The organism is Pseudomonas sp. LBUM1678 (genome assembly GCF_059695575.1).
In genome coordinates, this window is sequence record NZ_CP166775.1 from 1,402,530 (window position 1) to 1,421,652 (window position 19,123).

At 59.8% G+C, this 19,123-nt stretch carries 16 protein-coding genes; 10 read left to right on the top strand and 6 right to left on the bottom strand.

Annotation, left to right across the window (positions count from 1 at the left end; genetic code table 11):
- The first annotated feature begins 118 nt into the window (after positions 1-118).
- Positions 119-1,015 carry an NAD(P)-dependent oxidoreductase gene (locus tag ACA070_RS06255; protein WP_497450452.1) on the top strand — a complete coding sequence of 299 codons (897 nt, stop codon included), beginning with the start codon at positions 119-121 and terminating at the stop codon, positions 1,013-1,015.
- Here ACA070_RS06255 and ACA070_RS06260 read toward each other — a convergent pair.
- Entirely contained in the window at positions 906-3,188 is a 2,283-nt protein-coding gene (locus ACA070_RS06260) for a putative bifunctional diguanylate cyclase/phosphodiesterase (protein WP_497450453.1), read from the bottom strand. The genes ACA070_RS06255 and ACA070_RS06260 overlap by 110 nt on opposite strands.
- A gap of 131 nt (positions 3,189-3,319) precedes the next feature.
- Positions 3,320-3,685 (bottom strand): YkgJ family cysteine cluster protein, encoded by a 366-nt coding sequence (locus ACA070_RS06265; RefSeq protein ID WP_497450454.1) that lies wholly within the window; start codon positions 3,683-3,685, stop codon positions 3,320-3,322.
- Positions 3,686-4,045: 360 nt separating this feature from the next.
- On the opposite strand from ACA070_RS06265, the gene ACA070_RS06270 reads away from it, so the two are divergent.
- Positions 4,046-5,395 (top strand): spinster family MFS transporter, encoded by a 1,350-nt coding sequence (locus ACA070_RS06270; protein ID WP_497450455.1) that lies wholly within the window; start codon positions 4,046-4,048, stop codon positions 5,393-5,395.
- A 173-nt stretch (positions 5,396-5,568) separates the two neighbouring features.
- Here the strand turns inward: ACA070_RS06270 and rapA are convergent, their stop codons facing one another.
- A complete protein-coding gene (gene rapA / locus ACA070_RS06275) occupies positions 5,569-8,415 on the bottom strand; it encodes an RNA polymerase-associated protein RapA (RefSeq protein ID WP_497450456.1) in 2,847 nt (948 codons plus the stop codon).
- 218 nt (positions 8,416-8,633) lie between these two features.
- On the opposite strand from rapA, the gene ACA070_RS06280 reads away from it, so the two are divergent.
- From ACA070_RS06280 to ccoM, 3 genes are all read left to right on the top strand, one after another.
- Positions 8,634-8,975, top strand: coding sequence for an aspartate-semialdehyde dehydrogenase (locus tag ACA070_RS06280; RefSeq protein WP_497450457.1), 342 nt, complete (start codon positions 8,634-8,636; stop codon positions 8,973-8,975).
- 72 nt (positions 8,976-9,047) lie between these two features.
- Positions 9,048-9,209: a hypothetical protein gene (locus ACA070_RS06285; RefSeq protein ID WP_007935839.1), complete on the top strand. Its 162-nt coding sequence runs from the start codon at positions 9,048-9,050 to the stop codon at positions 9,207-9,209.
- Positions 9,210-9,353: 144 nt separating this feature from the next.
- Positions 9,354-9,467, top strand: coding sequence for a cytochrome c oxidase subunit CcoM (gene ccoM, locus ACA070_RS06290; RefSeq protein WP_010462558.1), 114 nt, complete (start codon positions 9,354-9,356; stop codon positions 9,465-9,467).
- 176 nt (positions 9,468-9,643) lie between these two features.
- Here the strand turns inward: ccoM and ACA070_RS06295 are convergent, their stop codons facing one another.
- From ACA070_RS06295 to ACA070_RS06305, 3 genes are all read right to left on the bottom strand, one after another.
- Positions 9,644-10,606 carry an IS110 family transposase gene (locus tag ACA070_RS06295; protein WP_497447722.1) on the bottom strand — a complete coding sequence of 321 codons (963 nt, stop codon included), beginning with the start codon at positions 10,604-10,606 and terminating at the stop codon, positions 9,644-9,646.
- A gap of 328 nt (positions 10,607-10,934) precedes the next feature.
- The gene (locus ACA070_RS06300; protein ID WP_461957540.1) at positions 10,935-12,410 is read right to left on the bottom strand and encodes an inorganic phosphate transporter; all 1,476 of its coding nucleotides are present in this window, start codon (positions 12,408-12,410) and stop codon (positions 10,935-10,937) included.
- Between the two features lie 377 nt (positions 12,411-12,787).
- Complete coding sequence (locus ACA070_RS06305; RefSeq protein ID WP_007935837.1) at positions 12,788-12,988, bottom strand: hypothetical protein; 201 nt, start codon at positions 12,986-12,988, stop codon at positions 12,788-12,790.
- Between the two features lie 689 nt (positions 12,989-13,677).
- On the opposite strand from ACA070_RS06305, the gene pcaR reads away from it, so the two are divergent.
- From pcaR to pcaF, 5 genes are all read left to right on the top strand, one after another.
- Entirely contained in the window at positions 13,678-14,520 is an 843-nt protein-coding gene (gene pcaR / locus ACA070_RS06310) for a pca regulon transcriptional regulator PcaR (RefSeq protein ID WP_010462552.1), read from the top strand.
- A 128-nt stretch (positions 14,521-14,648) separates the two neighbouring features.
- The gene (pcaK, locus tag ACA070_RS06315) at positions 14,649-15,995 is read left to right on the top strand and encodes a 4-hydroxybenzoate transporter PcaK (RefSeq protein ID WP_497450458.1); all 1,347 of its coding nucleotides are present in this window, start codon (positions 14,649-14,651) and stop codon (positions 15,993-15,995) included.
- 268 nt (positions 15,996-16,263) lie between these two features.
- Positions 16,264-17,121, top strand: coding sequence for a CoA transferase subunit A (locus ACA070_RS06320; RefSeq protein ID WP_149417863.1), 858 nt, complete (start codon positions 16,264-16,266; stop codon positions 17,119-17,121).
- Positions 17,121-17,900 (top strand): CoA-transferase subunit beta, encoded by a 780-nt coding sequence (locus ACA070_RS06325; RefSeq protein ID WP_131059296.1) that lies wholly within the window; start codon positions 17,121-17,123, stop codon positions 17,898-17,900. Before ACA070_RS06320 ends, ACA070_RS06325 begins: the two co-directional genes overlap by 1 nt.
- Positions 17,897-19,102 carry a 3-oxoadipyl-CoA thiolase gene (gene pcaF, locus ACA070_RS06330; RefSeq protein WP_497450459.1) on the top strand — a complete coding sequence of 402 codons (1,206 nt, stop codon included), beginning with the start codon at positions 17,897-17,899 and terminating at the stop codon, positions 19,100-19,102. Before ACA070_RS06325 ends, pcaF begins: the two co-directional genes overlap by 4 nt.
- The last annotated feature ends 21 nt before the right edge of the window (positions 19,103-19,123 follow it).

Genomic DNA, 19,123 nt, shown 5'->3' on the forward strand with positions numbered 1-19,123 from the left:
TTAGCGCGTATTTTGCCCAAGCGTCAGGGTTAAAGCCTGAGCATCGCTCGGGGGAATCCTTTCCTTAGTCATGATGAATCGGCCAATATTCGGCGATCTTTAATCAAAAGGAGGCTAAATGATGTCAACCCTACCTTCGTTGAGTTTTGCCGGAATCGGCCTGATGGGCTTGCCCATGTGTCGGCGCCTGTTGGCGGCGGGGTACCCGCTGACGGTGTGGAATCGCAATCCGGCCAAGTGCGCAGCGTTGGTCGAGGCCGGCGCCCGGCAAGTGGCGACAGCGGCTGAATTGGGTCAGCACGCCGACGTGGTGATGATGTGCCTGGCGGACACTGCGGTGGTGCGCGAGGTGGTTTTCGGCCCGGCCGGGATTGCCGAGGGGGCGAAAAGTGGTCAGTTGCTGGTGGACTTTTCCAGTCTCGAACCGACCGCGACGCGTGAAATGGCATCGGCGCTGGACAGCCAATGCGACATGCGCTGGCTGGACGCTCCGGTGTCCGGCGGGGTCGTCGGTGCCGAGGCCGGCAGCCTGGCGATAATGGTGGGCGGCAACGCGGCAGACCTTGAGCGAGTCAGACCGGTGCTGCTGAATATCGGTCAACGGGTGACTCACATGGGCGGAGTCGGCGCCGGGCAGGTGACCAAGGCCTGCAATCAGATGATCGTTGCCTGCAATGCGCTAGTGATTGCTGAAGTGGTGGCGCTGGCCGAGCGTTCCGGGGTCGACGCCAGCCTGATCGCCGAGGCGCTGGCAGGAGGGTTCGCCGATTCAAGACCGCTGCAGATCCTCGCCCCGCAAATGGCCGAGAGTCGTTTCAAACCGGTGAAGTGGCACGTGCGCACGCTACTCAAGGACCTCGACACCGCGGTGAAATTCTCCCGCGAACAGGGTTCGGCCACGCCGATCAGCGGATTGGCCGCACAACTGATGCGCTTGCATGGGGGCCAGGGTTTTTTGGAAAAGGATCCGTCGACGTTAGTGCAGTTGTACCGCAAGCCAGGCTCAGAGGACTGACACTGCGTGCATGTTTGCGCTGATTGATGTCCTCCAGTACCGTATGCAACTCGGCCATAGGCACCGGACGGCTGAGCAGGTGGCCCTGAACGAAGTCGCAGCCCTGGCGTTCGAGAAAGTCATATTGCTCGGACGTTTCAACGCCTTCGCTGATGACCTGTAAATGCAGGGTGTGGGCCATGATGATAATGGCGTGGACGATCTCCATGTCCTGGGTGGCCTTGGGGACGTCCTGGATGAACGAGCGGTCGATTTTCAGTGTGTTCAGCGGCAGGCGCTTGAGGTAGGCCAGGGATGAATAACCCGTGCCGAAGTCGTCGATCGACAGCGACACACCGAGGGAGCGGATCTGCTTCAGCAGCACCAGGGTGTTGGCGAGGTTGCCCATCAGCGCGTTTTCGGTCACCTCCAGTTCCAGTCGGTGCGGTGCCACCCCGGCGATGCGCAGGGCGTTTTCGATTTCATCGGCAAGATCCTCGCGGGCAAGGTTCAGTGGCGAGCAATTCACGGCGATCTTGAGATCTTCACGGCCCTGGCGGGACAGCTCGCCAAGATCCTCGCAGGCCTTGCACAACACCCAGTTGTCCAGTTCGGCAATCAGGCCGTTGGCCTCGGCAATGGCAATGAATCGATCCGGTGCCAGCAACCCGTGAACCGGGTGTTGCCAGCGAATCAGCGCTTCGAGCTTGGTGACCTGCCCGGTTTTCAGCTCATAGATCGGTTGGTAATAGAGGATCAATCCGTCGTCATTGCGCAAGGCGTACCGCAGTTCTTCTTCGAGTTGCAGCTCCAGCGTGGCACGGGTTTTCATGTGTGGACTGAAAAATTGCAACCCGTTGCGCCCGCTGCCCTTGGACTGGTACAGCGCCAGGTCGGCGTTTTTCAGCAGCTCCTCGCAGGTCGTACCATCCTGCGGAAAAACACTGATGCCGATGCTGGTGGTCATGACCATACTGCGACCCGCCAGTTCGATGGGCTCTTTCATTTTCAGCATGATGCGCTGGGCCAGGTGCCGCGCTTCTTCACGGTCATTCAGGCCGATGAGGATGCAGAACTCGTCCCCGCCGAAGCGCGAAACCACCTCGTCGTGGCTGCGTACCGAGCTCTTGATATGGCTGGCCAGAACCTTGAGCAATTCGTCGCCAGCGTCATGGCCAAGGCTGTCGTTGATCCGCTTGAAGTGGTCGATGTCGAGGAATATCACCGCCAGCATGCCGCCTTCGTTAGTCTTCTCGAGCAGTTTTTCGGAGAAAATCTGGTTGAAACCACGGCGGTTGATCAAGTTGGTCAGCGCGTCGTAGTGCGCCACCTGTTGCAGCGACAGGCGTGCCTGATCCAGTTGGCCGAGCAGGGTGTTGACCCGCTGCAGGTCGCAATCCTTGTGTTGCAGCTTCTTGTCGGCCAGTGCCGCGCTGATGCTGCTGCCGATGATCAGCAACGTCATCATCGCCACCGTCAATCCCAGTTGCAGGTGGTTGTTGTCGCCGGGCAGCGGCTGGAGGCTATCGATGGGCAGCACCAGGTTGAGCGCTGCCATGCCGGTGAAATGCATGCTGACGATGCCGGCCCCAAGCACCAGGCTGGCGGTGTACTTGAGCAGTTGATGAGCCACGCCGCTGCCTTCGCGCAGGTGACGGGAAATCAGCAGGGCGGCCAGGCTCGCGCCAATCGCGATCACGATGGAGAGGGCGAACAGGCCGGGGTCGTAATAAGCCGTCGCATTCGACTGCATGGCGGCCATGCCCACGTAGTGCATGGTCGCAATGCCCAGGCCGATCCATACCGCGGCCCGCAGGGTTTGCCAGAAATTCACATGAGGATGGCTGAGGGTGTGCATTGCCAGCCACGAGGCGGTCAACGCGAATAACAGTGAGATCAGGGTGATGGGCATCTGGTAGTGAATTTCGATCGGCGCCTGGAACGCCAGCATGCTGATGAAGTGCATGGCCCAGATACCGCCCGCCAGACAGCCGGCACCGACCCAGCGCCAGAGACGTTGGGACGCGGGTTTTTCGGCATGGCCGACCCGTTCGGTGATGTCCAGCGTGGCGAAGCCGGTCGCACAGGCGACCACATAAGCCAGCAACACCAAAAAGGGGTTATGGACGCAATTGAGTATGACCTGGCCGGTTTCTGGCAGTTGGGTCGTGAAATATAAAGCAGGCCACTCCATCGGACGCCCCGTATCTATCCAGCCGACACCATGAACCCTGGCGAATGCGTTGGAGTATAGAGGTCATACAAAGAGTGCAAACGGTAGTGGCCAATTGCTGCTTATGATTTTGTAATTACTTGTATGGAGCCTTAGGCGATCTGTTCATAAGGGAATTCGAATTCCGGTTGCAGGGCCGGCAATCCGAACGCTGCCCGTGCCGCATCGCAATCCACGTTTGCCTCGCCATTGGCCCAGGAGGCGTCGAACTCGCGGCAGGTGCTGGAACGCTGATCGTAAATCGAGCATTGCACGGTGCTGCCGACTTCGCCGACCAGCCCGACACAGCGAGTGGGTTTGCAGTCGGTGCCCAGCATCGCCACCCGGCTGGGGCTGATGGGCGCGACAAGGTCGTCAGGCACCGTTCCCCCGGCCGAGGTGCATTCACCCCAGAAAAAAGACACGCGAAAATGAGAACAGCAGGCACCGCAATTCAGACACGGACTGGCTTCGGACATGGGCGATAGTCAAAGGAGGGATGGGGGACACGGTGGGGCAGACAAGGCCGCTATTCTAGGCTTCGCCTTGGGCTTGGGAAGGGGGGATCGAAGGTATTTTTCAAGGTGACCAATGGCGAGAAATACCTGCTTTGCAAAAAACCTTGTGGGAGCTAGCCTGCTAGCGATAGCAGTGTGTCAGGCACCGATGATGTCGACTGACACTCCGTCATCGCTAGCAGGCTAGCTCCCACAGAAAGCTCCTTGTGCCATGGGTTGGTATCAGCATTACGAATAATTACAGACAGCTTTGGCGGGTCTGACTAGATTGGAGGTTCCGGGGACAGCGAGGCCCCAATAACAATAAAAGAGACGGACCCCATGCAGAACTCGACCCAAGCGGCGAATGCCTGGCGCATTCTGTTCCTGCTGTTCCTGGCCAACCTGTTCAACTTCTTCGATCGCACCATCCCGGCCATCATCATCGAACCGATCCGCATGGAATGGCACCTCAGCGACTTCCAGCTGGGCATCATCGGCACTGCATTCACCATCGTTTATGCGATTGCCGGCCTGCCGCTGGGGCGAATGGCCGATACCGGTTCGCGCAGCAAACTGATGGGCTGGGGCTTGGCGGCGTGGAGCGGCCTGACGGCAGTCAACGGGTTGGTGGGCAATTTCTGGGCGTTCCTGATCGTGCGCATGGGCGTCGGCATTGGCGAAGCCAGTTACGCACCGGCCGCCAACTCGCTGATCGGCGATCTTTTTCCGGCTCACCGTCGCGCGCGGGCAATGGGCATTTTCATGCTCGGCCTGCCGCTGGGGCTGCTGCTGGCGTTCTTCACCATTGGCGCCATGGTCAAGGCGTTCGACAGCTGGCGTGCGCCGTTCTTCATCGCGGCGGTGCCGGGGCTGATCCTGGCGATCTTCATGTTCTACATCAAGGAGCCGAAACGCGGCGCCGCGGAGAGCGTGCAAGTCTCCCAGGAACGCGTCGACCGGCCGATCCGTCGCGTGTTGGCGGTGCCGACCTTCCTGTGGCTGGTGATGGCGGGGCTGTGCTTTAACTTTGCCACCTATGCCTGCAATTCGTTCCTGGTGCCGATGCTGCAGCGTTACTTCCTGATGCCATTGCAGGAAGCGGCGGTGGCGACCGGGGTGATCGTCGGCGTGACCGGGTTGTTCGGGTTGACGCTCGGTGGCTGGGTCGCCGACAAGATTCACCAGCGGGTGGCCAATGGGCGACTGCTGTTTGCGGCGTTCAGCCTGATCATCTCGACCGTGTGTACGGCGTGGGCGCTGCATGCCGGGCGGATCGAGATCGGGGTGTTCGTCGCGATATTCAGTGTGGGATGGCTGTTCGCTTACAACTTCTACACCTGCGTTTACACGGCGATTCAGGACGTGGTCGAACCGCGTTTGCGGGCCACGGCGATGGCGCTGTTCTTTGCCGGGTTGTACTTGCTGGGCGGGGGGTTGGGACCGGTGGTGGTGGGCGGTTTGTCCGACCACTTTGCGCACACGGCGATGGCCGCGGCGGGCGTCGAGCAGATGACCGAGGCGTTCAAGGCGGTCGGGTTGCATGACGCGATGTATCTGATCCCGGTGGCGCTGTTTTTCACCATGGTGTTTTTGTTCCTGGCGTCGCGGTGTTTTGTTCGGGATGCGAAGCGGATGAAGGACGGGTTGGTCGCTGTGGGTGAACCTGATGCTGCAGTGGCGACTGCATAATCGCTATCGCCAGCAGGCTGGCTCCCACATTGGATCTACAGCGTTAACAAATCCCCTGTGGGAGCTAGCCTGCTAGAGATGCGGCCATCAGCATCACAGCATCAAATTTCAGGCAATAAAAAAGGCCCGCATCGCTGCGAGCCTTCTTGTTTTCAGCGGTGGAGCAGGGCGGTTTAACCCGCCACCAACACCCGAATCGCTTCCAGTCGCAACGCAGCCTTGTCGAGCATGGCCAAACCTTGCTCACGCTGTTTGCGCAGGGCAACCAATTCGCTGTCGCGCACGGTCGGGTTGACCGCTTGCAACGCGGTCAGGCGCGCCAGTTCTTCGTCGGCATCGGCCGCCAGACGACGTTGCGCTTCGGCAACCCGTTCGGCGTGACGCGGGAAGATTTTCTCTTCGCCCGCGTTGATCCGTGGCGTCAGTTGATCGCGCTGAGCCTGGATGAACTTGTTGGCGCTGGCACGGGGCACGCTTTCCAGTTGGTCGTTCAAGGTCTCGAACGACACCCGGGCCGACAAGTCATTGCCATTGGTGTCGAGCAGGCAGCGCAGGGCGGCCGGCGGCAGGTAACGACCCAATTGCAGTGAGCGCGGCGCAACCACTTCGCTGACGTAGAGCAGTTCCAGCAACACGGTGCCAGGTTTCAGCGCCTTGTTCTTGATCAGCGCCACGGCGGTGTTGCCCATCGAGCCGGACAGCACCAGGTCCATGCCGCCCTGCACCATCGGGTGTTCCCAGGTGATGAACTGCATGTCTTCGCGAGACAGCGCCTGGTTGCGGTCGTACGTGATGGTCACGCCTTCGTCGTCGCCCAGCGGGAAGCTGGCGTCGAGCATTTTTTCGCTTGGCTTGAGGATCAGGGCGTTTTCCGAATGGTCTTCGCTGTCGATGCCGAAGGCGTCGAACAGGGTTTCCATGTAGATCGGCAGGGCAAACTGATCGTCTTGCTCGAGGATGTCCTCGACCAGTGCATCACCTTCGCCGGCGCCGCCGGAGTTGAGCTCCAGCAAGCGGTCACGGCCGGTGTGCAACTCGGCTTCCAGACGCACACGCTCGGCGCGGGCCTCGTCGATCAGCGCTTGCCACTCGCCATCGTCGGCATTTTCCAGCAGCGGCAGCAGGCGCGGGCCGAACTGATGCTGCAAGGCGTTGCCGGTCGGGCAGGTATTGAGGAACGCGTTCAGCGCTTCGTGGTACCACTGGAACAGGCGCTCTTGCGGGCTGGTTTCCAGGTATGGCACGTGCAGTTCGATGATGTGCTTCTGGCCGATCCGGTCCAGACGTCCGATACGCTGCTCCAGCAGGTCCGGGTGCGATGGCAGATCGAACAGCACCAGGTGGTGCGAGAACTGGAAGTTGCGACCTTCACTGCCGATTTCCGAGCAGATCAGAACCTGCGCACCGAACTCTTCGTCGGCGAAATAAGCGGCAGCGCGGTCACGCTCAAGGATGTTCATGCCTTCGTGGAACACCGTGGCCGGAATCCCGGAACGCACGCGCAGGGCGTCTTCCAGGTCCATGGCGGTTTCGGCGTGGGCGCAGATCACCAGCACTTTGGTGCGCTTGAGCATCTTCAGCTGATCGATCAGCCATTCGACGCGCGGGTCGAATTTCCACCAGCGTTCTTCTTCGTTGGCGTCCGGCTGGGCCTGGAAGCTGACTTCCGGGTACAGCTCGGCATGATCGCCCAGCGGCAGTTCGAGGTATTCGTCCGGGCAGGGCAGCGGGTACGGATGCAGTTTGCGCTCCGGGAAACCCTGCACGGCGGCGCGGGTGTTGCGAAACAGCACGCGGCCGGTGCCGTGGCGGTCCAGCAGTTCACGGACCAGACGGGCGCTGGCTTCGATATCGCCATCGTTGACCGCCGCCAGCAAGGCTTCGCCTTCGTTGCCGAGGAAACCATGAATGGTCTTGTGCGCTTCGGGCGACAGGCGCCCCTTGTCCAGCAGCTCCTGAACGGCTTCGGCCACCGGGCGATAGTTTTCGCTCTCGGCACGGAAGGCGTGCAGGTCATGGAAACGGTTCGGGTCAAGCAGGCGCAGGCGCGCGAAGTGACTGTCCTGGCCCAGTTGTTCCGGGGTGGCGGTCAGCAGCAGCACGCCGGGAATAACTTCGGCGAGTTGCTCGACGAGCGAGTATTCGGGGCTGGCCTTTTCTTCGTGCCACACCAGGTGATGCGCTTCGTCGACGACCAGCAGGTCCCAGCCGGCAGCGAACAGCGCGTCCTGGGCTTTCTCGTCGCCCACCAGCCACTCAAGTGCGACCAGCGCAAGCTGGGTGTCTTCGAACGGGTTGGCGGCATCGCTTTCGATGAAGCGTTCTTCGTCGAACAGCGCGACTTGCAGGTTGAAGCGGCGGCGCATCTCGACCAGCCACTGGTGCTGCAGGTTCTCCGGAACGAGGATCAGCACGCGGTTGGCGCGGCCCGACAGCAGTTGGCGGTGGATCACCAGGCCGGCTTCGATGGTTTTGCCCAGACCCACTTCGTCGGCCAGCAGAACCCGCGGCGCAATGCGGTCGGCGACTTCACGGGCGATGTGCAGCTGGTGCGCGATCGGTTGCGCACGCACGCCGCCCAGGCCCCAGAGCGAGGATTGCAACTGGCGGCTGGTGTGTTCCAGGGTGTTGTAGCGCAGGGAGAACCAGGCCAATGGGTCGATCTGCCCGGCGAACAAACGGTCGCTGGCCAGTCGGAACTGGATGAAGTTCGACAGCTGGGTTTCCGGCAGGGTGACCACTTCGTTCTGTGCATTGAGGCCGTGGTAGACCAGCAGGCCGTCGACGTCGTCGACTTCCTGGACGGTCAGTTTCCAGCCTTCGAAGTGAGTGATCGAGTCACCCGGCGAAAATCGCACGCGGGTGAGGGGCGCATTCCGTAGCGCGTACTGGCGAGTCTCGCCAGTGGCCGGATAGAGCACGGTCAACAAGCGGCCGTCCTGTGCCAGAACGGTGCCTAAACCCAGCTCGGCTTCGCTGTCACTGATCCAGCGTTGCCCCGGTTGATACTGCTGCGCCATGCTGCCTGACTCCCACCTTGAAAAAGCGGGCTATCTTAACGGAATGAGGGCTTCAGGGCCAAAGGACTCTCATAAAAACTCGCAGTCTTACGTTAGCCCAGCGATGCGATGCTTGCAGGACGGGGCACCAATCGGTGCCAAACCGGTCACAGTTTGCGACCGATGGCTCAAGTCGCCATCCCCGCAGCCGACAGCCTGCTGACAGGAGACTGATAATTATGCTGCCACCGATGCTCCCCTTGAGTGCCGTGCCGATCACGTCACAGCAGGACCCGATCCGCCAGCGCCCGGACATTCCGCCTGTTGTGCCGGTGCAGGAAAGCTCCAACGAAACCACCATCGACCTGCAACAGCGTGATCCCGAGGAAGCTGCTTTCCAGCTGCGCGAGGAACAGCGTCGCAAGCAGGAGCGGGAACGGCGTCGTCGTGAAGCCGATGAAGATCCGGAGGAGCATCTGGCGGTTCCGGGTGTCGAGCTCAATGCCGACAATACCGTGCCGGTGGCGCCGTTGATGGAAGATCAGCCGCGCCAGGGGTTGTGGGTCGATATCCAGATTTGAGGTTGTGGCTGGTCAGCGCTGCTGCGAGACCGCATTATTGCTAAAACCCTGCCATACGATGTCCTGAGCACCATGAGCCAAGATGACAAGCTGATTGACCTTAACTCTGAACGCGCCAAGCGGGTTCATGACCTTAATGAAAAGCGTCTGAATGAAGTGCGTCAGGCGTTTGAGCAGGCGATGCCGTTGGGTAAAGCCAAGAAGAAGCCGAAGAACAAGCCGAAAAAGCGTTGAATCACCCTGCATCCTTTGATGCAGGTCAGTTATTTCCCCTCCTTTACGCCCTGTCTCGGGCGACATTGATCCTGGTCAATTTTCTCTTCTGCCTGATTGGTTAACTTAGCCCTATCGCAACAGGGCAAGTGCAGGAGAGCCGTCATGTTTTTCGATAACGTGGTGATCGCCGGAGTGCTGACAGTCGGCCTCATGGTTCTGTTTTTCGCAGGGTTCGGATTTTTTATCTGGAAGGATTCGCATAAGCGTAAGCCGTAGTTCTTTCTGGATGTAATGAGCACGCAAGGCATTTTGGGCAACTTCGGTTGCCCTTTTTTTTGCCCACGAAAATCTCACTGACAATATAGAACCCTGTGGGAGTGAGCCTGCTCGCGATGGCGGCCTAGTAGCCGACCAGTCTCTTGCAGGTGCACCTCATTCCCCTGTGGGAGATTCTATGTTGCAGGGGAACCCTGCAACCTCAAATTCGGCTGGTATTCGCTCTGGTTTTTCATGAGCGCGAATGCCACCCGGCACAGCTTGCGGGCGAGAATGACCAGGGCTTGGGTTTTTGCCAAGCCTCTGGCCAGGTAGGACTCATAGTACGGTTTCCAAGTGGGGGACCGACATGCCGCCATTGCCGCGTTGTGAGCCAGGCGCCGTATCTCCGTATCGCCTTTTTTGCTCAGGTGACGTGGGCCGTTCTTTTTCCCGGAATCTCTTGCTCTCAAGTCCATCCCCAAAAAGGCAATGAACGCATCGCCACTGACGAAGTGGCCACGCATGAACGCGGTCGCCAAGCCAATAGCAGTAAGATCACCAATCCCCTCAATGGCTTTGCAACGCTTGATGTTTTCGGTGATCCCCGCTTCTTTGCTGACTTTGTGCAGTAACTTCTGAATGACCTGCTCAGCTTGTTTGAAGGACTTCAACTGCTGGGCCAACTCCTCTTTCAGAAGCGGTTCGCTCGACCAGCTCAACGTGATCCCCACACGCACGTTGATGAGTTCTGCGCGTCTATGCAGCAGACTTTTCAATACTTTGTAGGCCTGCGGAGGTGGACTCCAGATGCGCAGCCGTTCCTGCTCGCTAGTCAGGTAACGCGCCAGCAGACGCGCATCACAAGGGTCGGTTTTCGCCCGCTGGCCAATGCTTTCGCGGTAGTGGCTCAGCCGATAAGCATCCACAACGTAAACCCGATGCCCCATTTCGTGGGCCAGCTCAACCGTGTCTAAGTGGTAAATGCTGGTAGCTTCCAGGGCAATTGAGCTTTGCGCAGGCAGCGTTTTGAGCCAACGGCCAAGAGTTTCCCGATCGTTGTTGATGGCTTGAGTGATTTTCAGGTCTTCGCGGTAAGCGACGATTTCGGCCTTGGCCACATCGATACCGATTACCGTTGGCGAGGTAAGGATTGTCATGACGAATCCTCGGAGCTAGGGTTTAGGTGCTTGTCGGGGTTTACCCTTGCGCTGGCTTGCCTCTATCGTCGGTTTTACCGATGAATTCCTTATCGGCGCTTTGGGTAGAAAGGGCGGGACGAGAAGTCTCCCACGGTCCGTACTGGCTAGAGTCGGAATCGAGCTTTTAGTCCCGCCCACCCCTTCAAGTCTAAACATACAAGCGAGCCTGCTCGCGATGGCGTCCTCATGTCCAACCAATCTCTTTCATTAGAACGGGATTGCCGAAATGCCGGCCATAAAAAAGGCGCGAACCTCACGGAACGCGCCTCTTTGTTGCAGCGATGTATCAGCTGCCCAGTGCCTTCGACGCCAGCCAGAACAGGCCGGCGGACAGGGCCACTGTTGCTGGCAGGGTCAGGACCCAGGCCAGCAGGATGGTTCTTACGGTGCCGCCTTGCAGGCCGCTTTTGTTGGCGACCATGGTGCCGGCAACGCCTGAGGACAGGACGTGGGTGGTGGAGACCGGCAGGCTGAAGATGTTGGCCATGCCGATCAGGCTCGCCGTAGTGATCTGTGCCGACATGCCTTGGGAGTAAGTCATGCCTTGTTTGCCGATCTTCTCGCCGATGGTCAGCACCACGCGTTTCCAGCCGACCATGGTACCCAGGCCCAGGGCCAGGGCGACCGCCAGGATCACCCAGAACGGGGCGTATTCGGTGGTGGTGGTCAGGTCTTTGCGCAGCTTGTTCAGGTCAGCCTTTTCGCGGGCGTGGAGGCCTGGCAGCTTGCCGACTTTCTTCGCCGTGTCGTCCAGGCAGAGCAGATAACGACGCACTTCGATGCGGCTTTCCGACGGTAGCGAGTGGTAGTCTGCTACACCTTTAAGGGTGCCGAGCAGGGCGGTGATGGTCGGTTCGGTCTGTTGCGGGTTGCAACGGAATTTCTCCGGCAGATCGCCTTCCACACTTTTGCCCAGCGCAAGGTATTCACCCAGCGTATCGGCATTGCGCTTGTAGAACTGGCTCAGGTGCAAGGTCGCATCGCGAGTCCGCTCGATCTGGTAAGTCGTGCTGCCCAGGTCGAGCACGAACTGCGCCGGCACGATACCGATCAGCACCAGCATGATCAGGCCGATACCTTTCTGGCCATCGTTGGAGCCGTGCACAAAGCTCACGGCCATTGCCGAAATCACTAGCACCAGGCGGTTCCAGAACGGCGGGTGTTTCTTGTCATCGATCTTGCGGCGCTGTTCCGGCGTCTTGTGCATCTTCGACAGCGGACGCCACCATTTAAGGCCGATCAATATCAGGGCCGCGACCAGGAAGCCGGCCATCGGCGAGAACACCAGGGAGGCACCGATATCGATCGCTTTCTGCCAGTTCACACCATCGGCCAGTGGAATATCGTTGATCAACGCGTTGGCCAGGCCGACACCGAGGATCGAACCGATCAGCGTATGGGAGCTGGAGGCCGGGATACCGAAGTACCAGGTGCCCAGGTTCCAGGTGATGGCGGCGGCGAGCAGCGAGAACACCATGGCCAGCCCGTGACCGGTGTTCACATTGATCAGCAGCTCTACCGGCAGCAGGTGAACGATGGCATACGCCACGCCGACACCGCCCAGCAGCACGCCGAGGAAGTTGAACACACCGGAAAAGAACACCGCCAGATGAGGCGGCATGGCTTTGGTGTAGATAACGGTGGCCACCGCGTTAGCGGTGTCATGAAAGCCGTTGATGAACTCGAAGGCGAGGACAAAGGCCAGGGCGAGCAAGAGGCTCACAAGCACCCAAGCATCCAGTCCGCTGAATAAATCGATCATGAAGGTTTTCTGACCCGGTCGTAAGGGGGCGCGATTATGCCAGAAAAGACTGCTAATCGATGCACTAGGTGCTCATCGGTAACATTCTTCAACGAATTAGTTTGTGACGATAGCCTATCTCCCAGCTTTTCCCCGGGTTTTGCAAGTCATTGAATTCAGATGAAAAGACCGTAGCCACAAGGGTTTCGCTCGTAAAGCCGAGAGGCTTGAACGCTTGTGTGAAATATCTGAGAAGAGGGTCAGGCATGTGCCATTTGCCTCATCCATAGGGTGAGGTGGCCGCTGCCCGCTTGTAGCGGGCGCGAAAGGCAACATCCATACAACCCGCTTTTAACAGGTGCAGATGCAGACCCTTGAAAGGATTCAGGCCGGGATATTCATGGCTCTTCGGCTTTGAGTTCCTTTTCCATCTTCTGCAATTCCTGGGTGAATGCCTGATCCTGAACGGTGGCGCGTTTACGCCATGGCTTGCGTTCGGGTTCGGGCTGAGCGGCGTAGGTGGTGACTTCCCCGCCGTAAACTTCCTTGTAACGTTGTTCCTGGCGCTCAAGTTCCGCGCGCAGTTCGTCTTTCGTCACAGTGCTACCTGTATGAGTTGAGATAAATTCTGGTGAAACGCGCTGCATGGATCCATTGACCACACGCGTCGAAAGGACAATCCCCGACAAAGGCATCGTTTTTTACGGCGTGCGAACAATACTTCCATGTTGCAGGCGGCCACGGCACCAGAGAAAAACAGCTGACGTAGCATCAGTTACCTGTTTCAGCGAGCGCGTTGGCGGAGCATATGAAATGAGCGTCAAGCGCTTGCTGCAGACAGCGACGATAGAATACCGGGCTGCCGAATAGTGGAATCGGCACGTAAAAACCGCTTCGCCACTGAGGTGCATTATAGCGGTCGATCCGAAGAACACTATCTCTTGCGAGTTAAAAGTAGTTCTGGCTGTGTGATTGTTTTGTTACTCGCAACTTTCATCGGTAACTAGGGCTGCGATGATGTCACATTGCAGCGATGTCTTTCTGACGCCATAAAGCCGAACAAGTTAACCCCCCTTACATCGTTCCTTTAAGTCAGCGACCCAACAAGAATAAAAGCATGTAGCCGGCACTGTGAAAATCAGCACAGGCAAGTTGGCATTGCCCGTGGTGCCGATTGCGATTATCGGGCGATGGTTCGATAATCGCCCAATCTTGCGGCCTGTGGCTTGTGTGCAGGACCCGAAGCCGCTTGTAATAGCCGTTGATCCGTGTAGGAAAAGGACCTGATATGAACGATCAAATGCGCAATTCCTTCGCTTCAGTGGCGCCGCCGATCGTGGCCTCGCCCGCCAAGCGAATCCAGGCCCTGACCGGCGACCCGGATTTCATGACGTCCCTGGCCCGGGGGCTGGCGGTGGTACAAGCGTTCCAGGAGCGCAAGCGACACCTGACCATTGCCCAGATCAGTCATCGCACGGAAATTCCCCGCGCCGCTGTGCGACGTTGCCTGCACACCCTGATCAAACTCGGCTACGCCACCACGGACGGTCGCACTTATTCGCTGCTGCCCAAAGTGCTGACGCTCGGCCATGCCTACCTGTCCTCGACGCCGTTGGCGGTTTCTGCCCAGCCGTATCTGGACCGGATGAGTGAGCAACTTCACGAAGCCTGCAACATGGCCACGCTGGAGGGCGACGACATTTTGTACATCGCTCGTTCGGCGACCACCCAGCGCCTGATTTCCGTAGACCTGTCGGTGGGTGGGCGGTTGCCGGCCTATTGCACCTCCATGGGCAGGATTCTTCTCGCGGCGCTGGATGACACTTCGCTGCGCGAATACCTCGACCATGCGGAGTTCCAGGCCAAGACCAGCCGAACCTTGCACACCCCCGAGGCGTTGCTCGAATGTTTGCAGGAAGTGCGGCAGCAAGGCTGGTGCATCGTCGATCAGGAACTGGAGCAAGGCCTGCGCTCGATTGCCGTTCCGGTGTATGACGCTTCCGGCCAGGTGGTGGCGGCGCTTAACGTCAGTACCCACGCCGGACGGGTCAGCCGCAACGAGCTGGAGCAACGTTTCTTGCCGGGCTTGCTGAGTGCCAGTCGCGACCTCAGCGCCCAGCTGTTTGCCTAAGCTGTTCGATAAACGCACAGAGTCGCGTTTATCGAATTGACGCTGTTTCCCCAGGATCATTACTGTCGCGGCAGCGCCAGCCCAAGGCTGGCAACTGTCCGACTGCGTTCTTGCGTGGAATAAAAATAATGAACCAGCCTCAGTCTGCTGTAGGAAACTGCCTCGACGTGCAGTCCTTCATCAATGCTCAACCCATTTCGCGCTACCAGTGGCGAGTGGTGATCCTGTGTTTCCTGATTGTCTTCCTCGATGGCCTCGACACCGCGGCCATGGGTTTCATCGCGCCGGCCCTGTCCCAGGACTGGGGCATCGATCGCGCCAGTCTCGGCCCGGTCATGAGTGCGGCGCTGATCGGCATGGTCTTCGGCGCACTGGGCTCCGGCCCCTTGGCTGACCGCTTTGGGCGAAAAGTCGTACTCGTCGGTGCAGTGCTGGTGTTTGGTGCCTTCAGCCTGGCGTCGGCGTACAGCACCAACGTCGATCAATTGCTGGTGCTGCGCTTCCTCACCGGCCTGGGCCTTGGCGCCGGGATGCCGAATGCCACCACGCTGTTGTCGGAATACACCCCGGAGCGCAAAAAATCCCTGCTGGTGACCAGCATGTTCTGCGGCTTCAACCTTGGCATGGCCGGTGGCGGGTTCATCTCGGCCAAGCTGATTCCTGCCTTCGGCTGGCACAGCCTGCTGTTGATCGGCGGGGTTCTGCCGTTGATCCTCGCCGTCGTCTTGCTGTTCTGGCTGCCGGAATCGGCGCGCTATCTGGTCGTGCGCAACCGTGGCACCGACAAAGTGCGCAAGACCCTCGCGCCGATCGATCCGGTCGTCGTCGCCCAGGCGTCGAGCTTCAGCGTGCCGGAACAGAAAACCGTGAAGGCTCGCAACGTGTTCGCGGTGATCTTCTCCGGCACCTATAGCACCGGCACTTTGTTGTTGTGGCTGACCTACTTCATGGGGCTGGTGATCGTTTACCTGCTGACGAGTTGGCTGCCGACGCTGATGCGCGACAGCGGCGCAAGCATGGAGCAAGCGGCGTTCATTGGCGCGCTGTTCCAGTTTGGCGGGGTGCTGAGCGCAGTGGGCGTGGGCTGGGCGATGGACCGGTTCAATCCGCACAAGGTCATCGGCATTTTCTACTTGATGGCCGGGGTGTTTGCCTACGCGGTAGGGCAGAGCCTGGGCAACATCACGATTTTGGCGACCTTGGTGCTGGTGGCAGGGATGTGCGTCAACGGCGCGCAATCGGCGATGCCTTCGCTGGCGGCGCGGTTTTATCCGACTCAAGGTCGCGCCACCGGGGTCTCGTGGATGCTGGGGATTGGCCGGTTCGGCGCGATTCTCGGGGCGTGGATGGGCGCAACGCTGCTGGGCCTGGGCTGGAACTTTGAGCAGGTGCTGACGGCACTGGTGATTCCGGCGGCGTTGGCGACCACGGCGGTGGTGATCAAGGGCATGGTCAGTCATGCGGATGCGACCTGAGGGCAGGGTTCAGAATTTTCAGCGAGGTTAATGGCCTCTTCGCGGGCAAGCCTCGCTCCTACGGGTGATCACCACCTGTAGGAGCGAGGCTTGCCCGCGAAGCTTTTAGCGATCGGTAGTCAAGCAACAATCTGTTCGATAAACGAACACTCAGTCGATTATCGGATTGTTTGACGTTTTGCACAGGCTTAACCTTCAGTCATTCCGGCGCTGAACCTCGCGCCTTTTTCATCCACTGTCGGTTCATAACAAAACGGGAGCCTGCCCCATGGCTGAAATCCTTTCGCTGCACGACGCGGTGAAGCAATTCGTCAACGACGGCGATACCGTCGCGCTCGAAGGCTTCACTCACCTGATCCCTACGGCGGCGGGTCACGAAATCATTCGCCAGGGCAAGAAAGATCTGACGCTGGTGCGGATGACGCCTGACCTGGTCTACGACCAGTTGATAGGCGCCGGTTGTGCTCGCAAGCTGATTTTCTCCTGGGGCGGCAACCCGGGCGTCGGTTCGCTGCACCGCCTGCGTGACGCCGTCGAGAAGCAATGGCCACACGCGCTGGAAATCGAAGAGCACAGCCACGCCGACCTGGCCAATGCCTACGTCGCTGGCGCTTCCGGCCTACCGTTCGCAGTGCTACGTGCCTACGCCGGTTCCGACTTGCCGAAGGTCAACCCGCTGATCAAAACCGTCACCTGCCCGTTCACCGGCGAAGTGTTGGCAGCCGTGCCCTCGGTGCGTCCGGACATCACCGTGATTCACGCGCAGAAAGCCGACCGTAAAGGCAACGTGCTGCTGTGGGGCATTCTTGGTGTGCAAAAAGAAGCCGCGCTGGCGGCCAAGCGTTGCATCGTTACCGTCGAGGAAATTGTCGACGACCTCAACGCACCGATGAACTCCTGCGTGCTGCCGACCTGGGCCTTGAGCGCGGTCTGCCACGTTCCAGGCGGTGCGCATCCGTCCTACGCTCACGGCTACAACGAGCGCGATAACCGTTTCTACCAGGCATGGGACCCGATTGCCCGCGACCGTGAAACCTTCACCGCGTGGATCAACGAATACATCCACGGCTGCGCTGACTTCAGTGAGTTCCAGGCCAAGCTGGCCGCTGCTTCGGAGGCCAAGTAATGACTTACACCACCAATGAAATGATGACCGTCGCCGCCGCCCGCCGTCTGAAAAACGGTTCGGTGTGCTTCGTGGGTATCGGCCTGCCGTCGAAAGCCGCCAACCTGGCGCGACTGACTTCTTCACCGGATGTCGTCCTGATCTACGAATCGGGTCCGATCGGTGCCAAGCCGAGCGTGCTGCCGCTGTCGATTGGTGACGGCGAACTGGCGGAAACCGCCGACACCGTTGTCCCGACCGGTGAGATTTTTCGCTATTGGTTGCAGGGCGGGCGCATCGACGTCGGTTTTCTCGGCGCCGCGCAGGTCGACCGTTTCGGCAACATCAACACCACGGTGGTCGGTGACTACCACCAGCCGAAAGTCCGTCTGCCGGGTGCCGGTGGTGCGCCGGAGATTGCTGGCTCCGCCAAAAGCGTGCTGATCATCCTCAAGCAGTCGGCACGTTCCTTCGTCGACAAACTCGACTTCATTACTTCGGTCGGCCATGGTGAGGGCGGTGATTCGCGCAAGCGTCTCGGCCTGCCGGGCGCCGGTCCGGTCGGCATCATCACCGACCTGTGCATCATGGAACCGGAAGCCGACACCCATGAATTCGTGGTCACCGCGCTGCACCCGGGCGTGACCCGCGAGCAAGTGATTGCCGCCACCGGTTGGGCGATTCGTTTCGCAGACACGGTTGAACACACCGCCGAGCCCACCGACGTTGAATTGAAGGCGCTCAGGGATCTGGAAGCCCGCACCGCCGCCGCCCACGGCCAAGCACCCGGAGAAGCGTGATGCGCGACGTTTATATCTGCGATGCGATTCGCACCCCCATCGGCCGTTTCGGTGGCGGTTTGTCGGCTGTTCGTGCTGACGACCTCGCCGCCGTGCCGATCAAGGCCTTGATGGAGCGCAACCAGTCTGTGGACTGGACGGCAGTGGACGAGGTGTTCCTCGGTTGTGCCAACCAGGCCGGCGAAGACAACCGCAACGTCGCACGCATGGCGCTGCTGCTGGCCGGGCTGCCGGAAACTATTCCGGGCGTTACGCTCAATCGCCTGTGCGCTTCGGGCATGGACGCCATCGGCACCGCCTTCCGCGCCATCGCCAGCGGTGAAATGGAGCTGGCGATTGCCGGCGGCGTCGAGTCAATGTCCCGCGCGCCGTTCGTGATGGGCAAGGCCGATGCGGCGTTCTCGCGCAACATGAAGCTGGAAGACACCACCATCGGTTGGCGCTTCATCAATCCGTTGATGAAAGCCCAGTACGGCGTCGATGCGATGCCGCAGACCGCCGACAACGTGGCGGACGATTACGAAGTGTCCCGCGAGGATCAGGACGCTTTCGCCCTGCGCAGCCAGCAGCGGACGGCCGCCGCGCAAGCCGCAGGATTTTTCGCGGAAGAAATCGTTGAAGTGCGCATTGCCCGCAAGAAAGGGGAAACCGTCGTCAGCCAGGATGAGCACCCACGTGCCGACACCACCCTGGAAACCCTGGCCAAACTGAAACCGGTCAATGGCCCGGACAAAACTGTCACTGCCGGCAACGCTTCGGGTGTGAACGACGGTGCCGCGGCGCTGATCCTGGCCTCCGCCGAAGCGGTGAAGAAACATGGCCTGACCGCTCGCGCCAAAGTGCTGGGCATGGCGAGCGCCGGTGTCGCACCGCGTGTCATGGGCATCGGCCCGGTCCCGGCGGTGCGCAAACTGACTGAGCGCCTGGGCCTGGCCGTTAGCGATTTCGACGTGATCGAACTCAATGAAGCCTTCGCCAGCCAGGGTTTGGCGGTGCTGCGCGAACTGGGTATTGCGGACGACGCGGCCCAGGTCAACCCGAACGGTGGCGCCATTGCCTTGGGTCATCCGTTGGGCATGAGCGGTGCGCGTCTGGTCCTGACCGCGTTGCATCAGCTTGAAAAAACGGGTGGCAAGAAAGGTCTGGCGACCATGTGCGTCGGCGTCGGCCAGGGTCTGGCCTTGGCCATCGAACGCGTCTGACACCCGGCAGACTCATAAGAA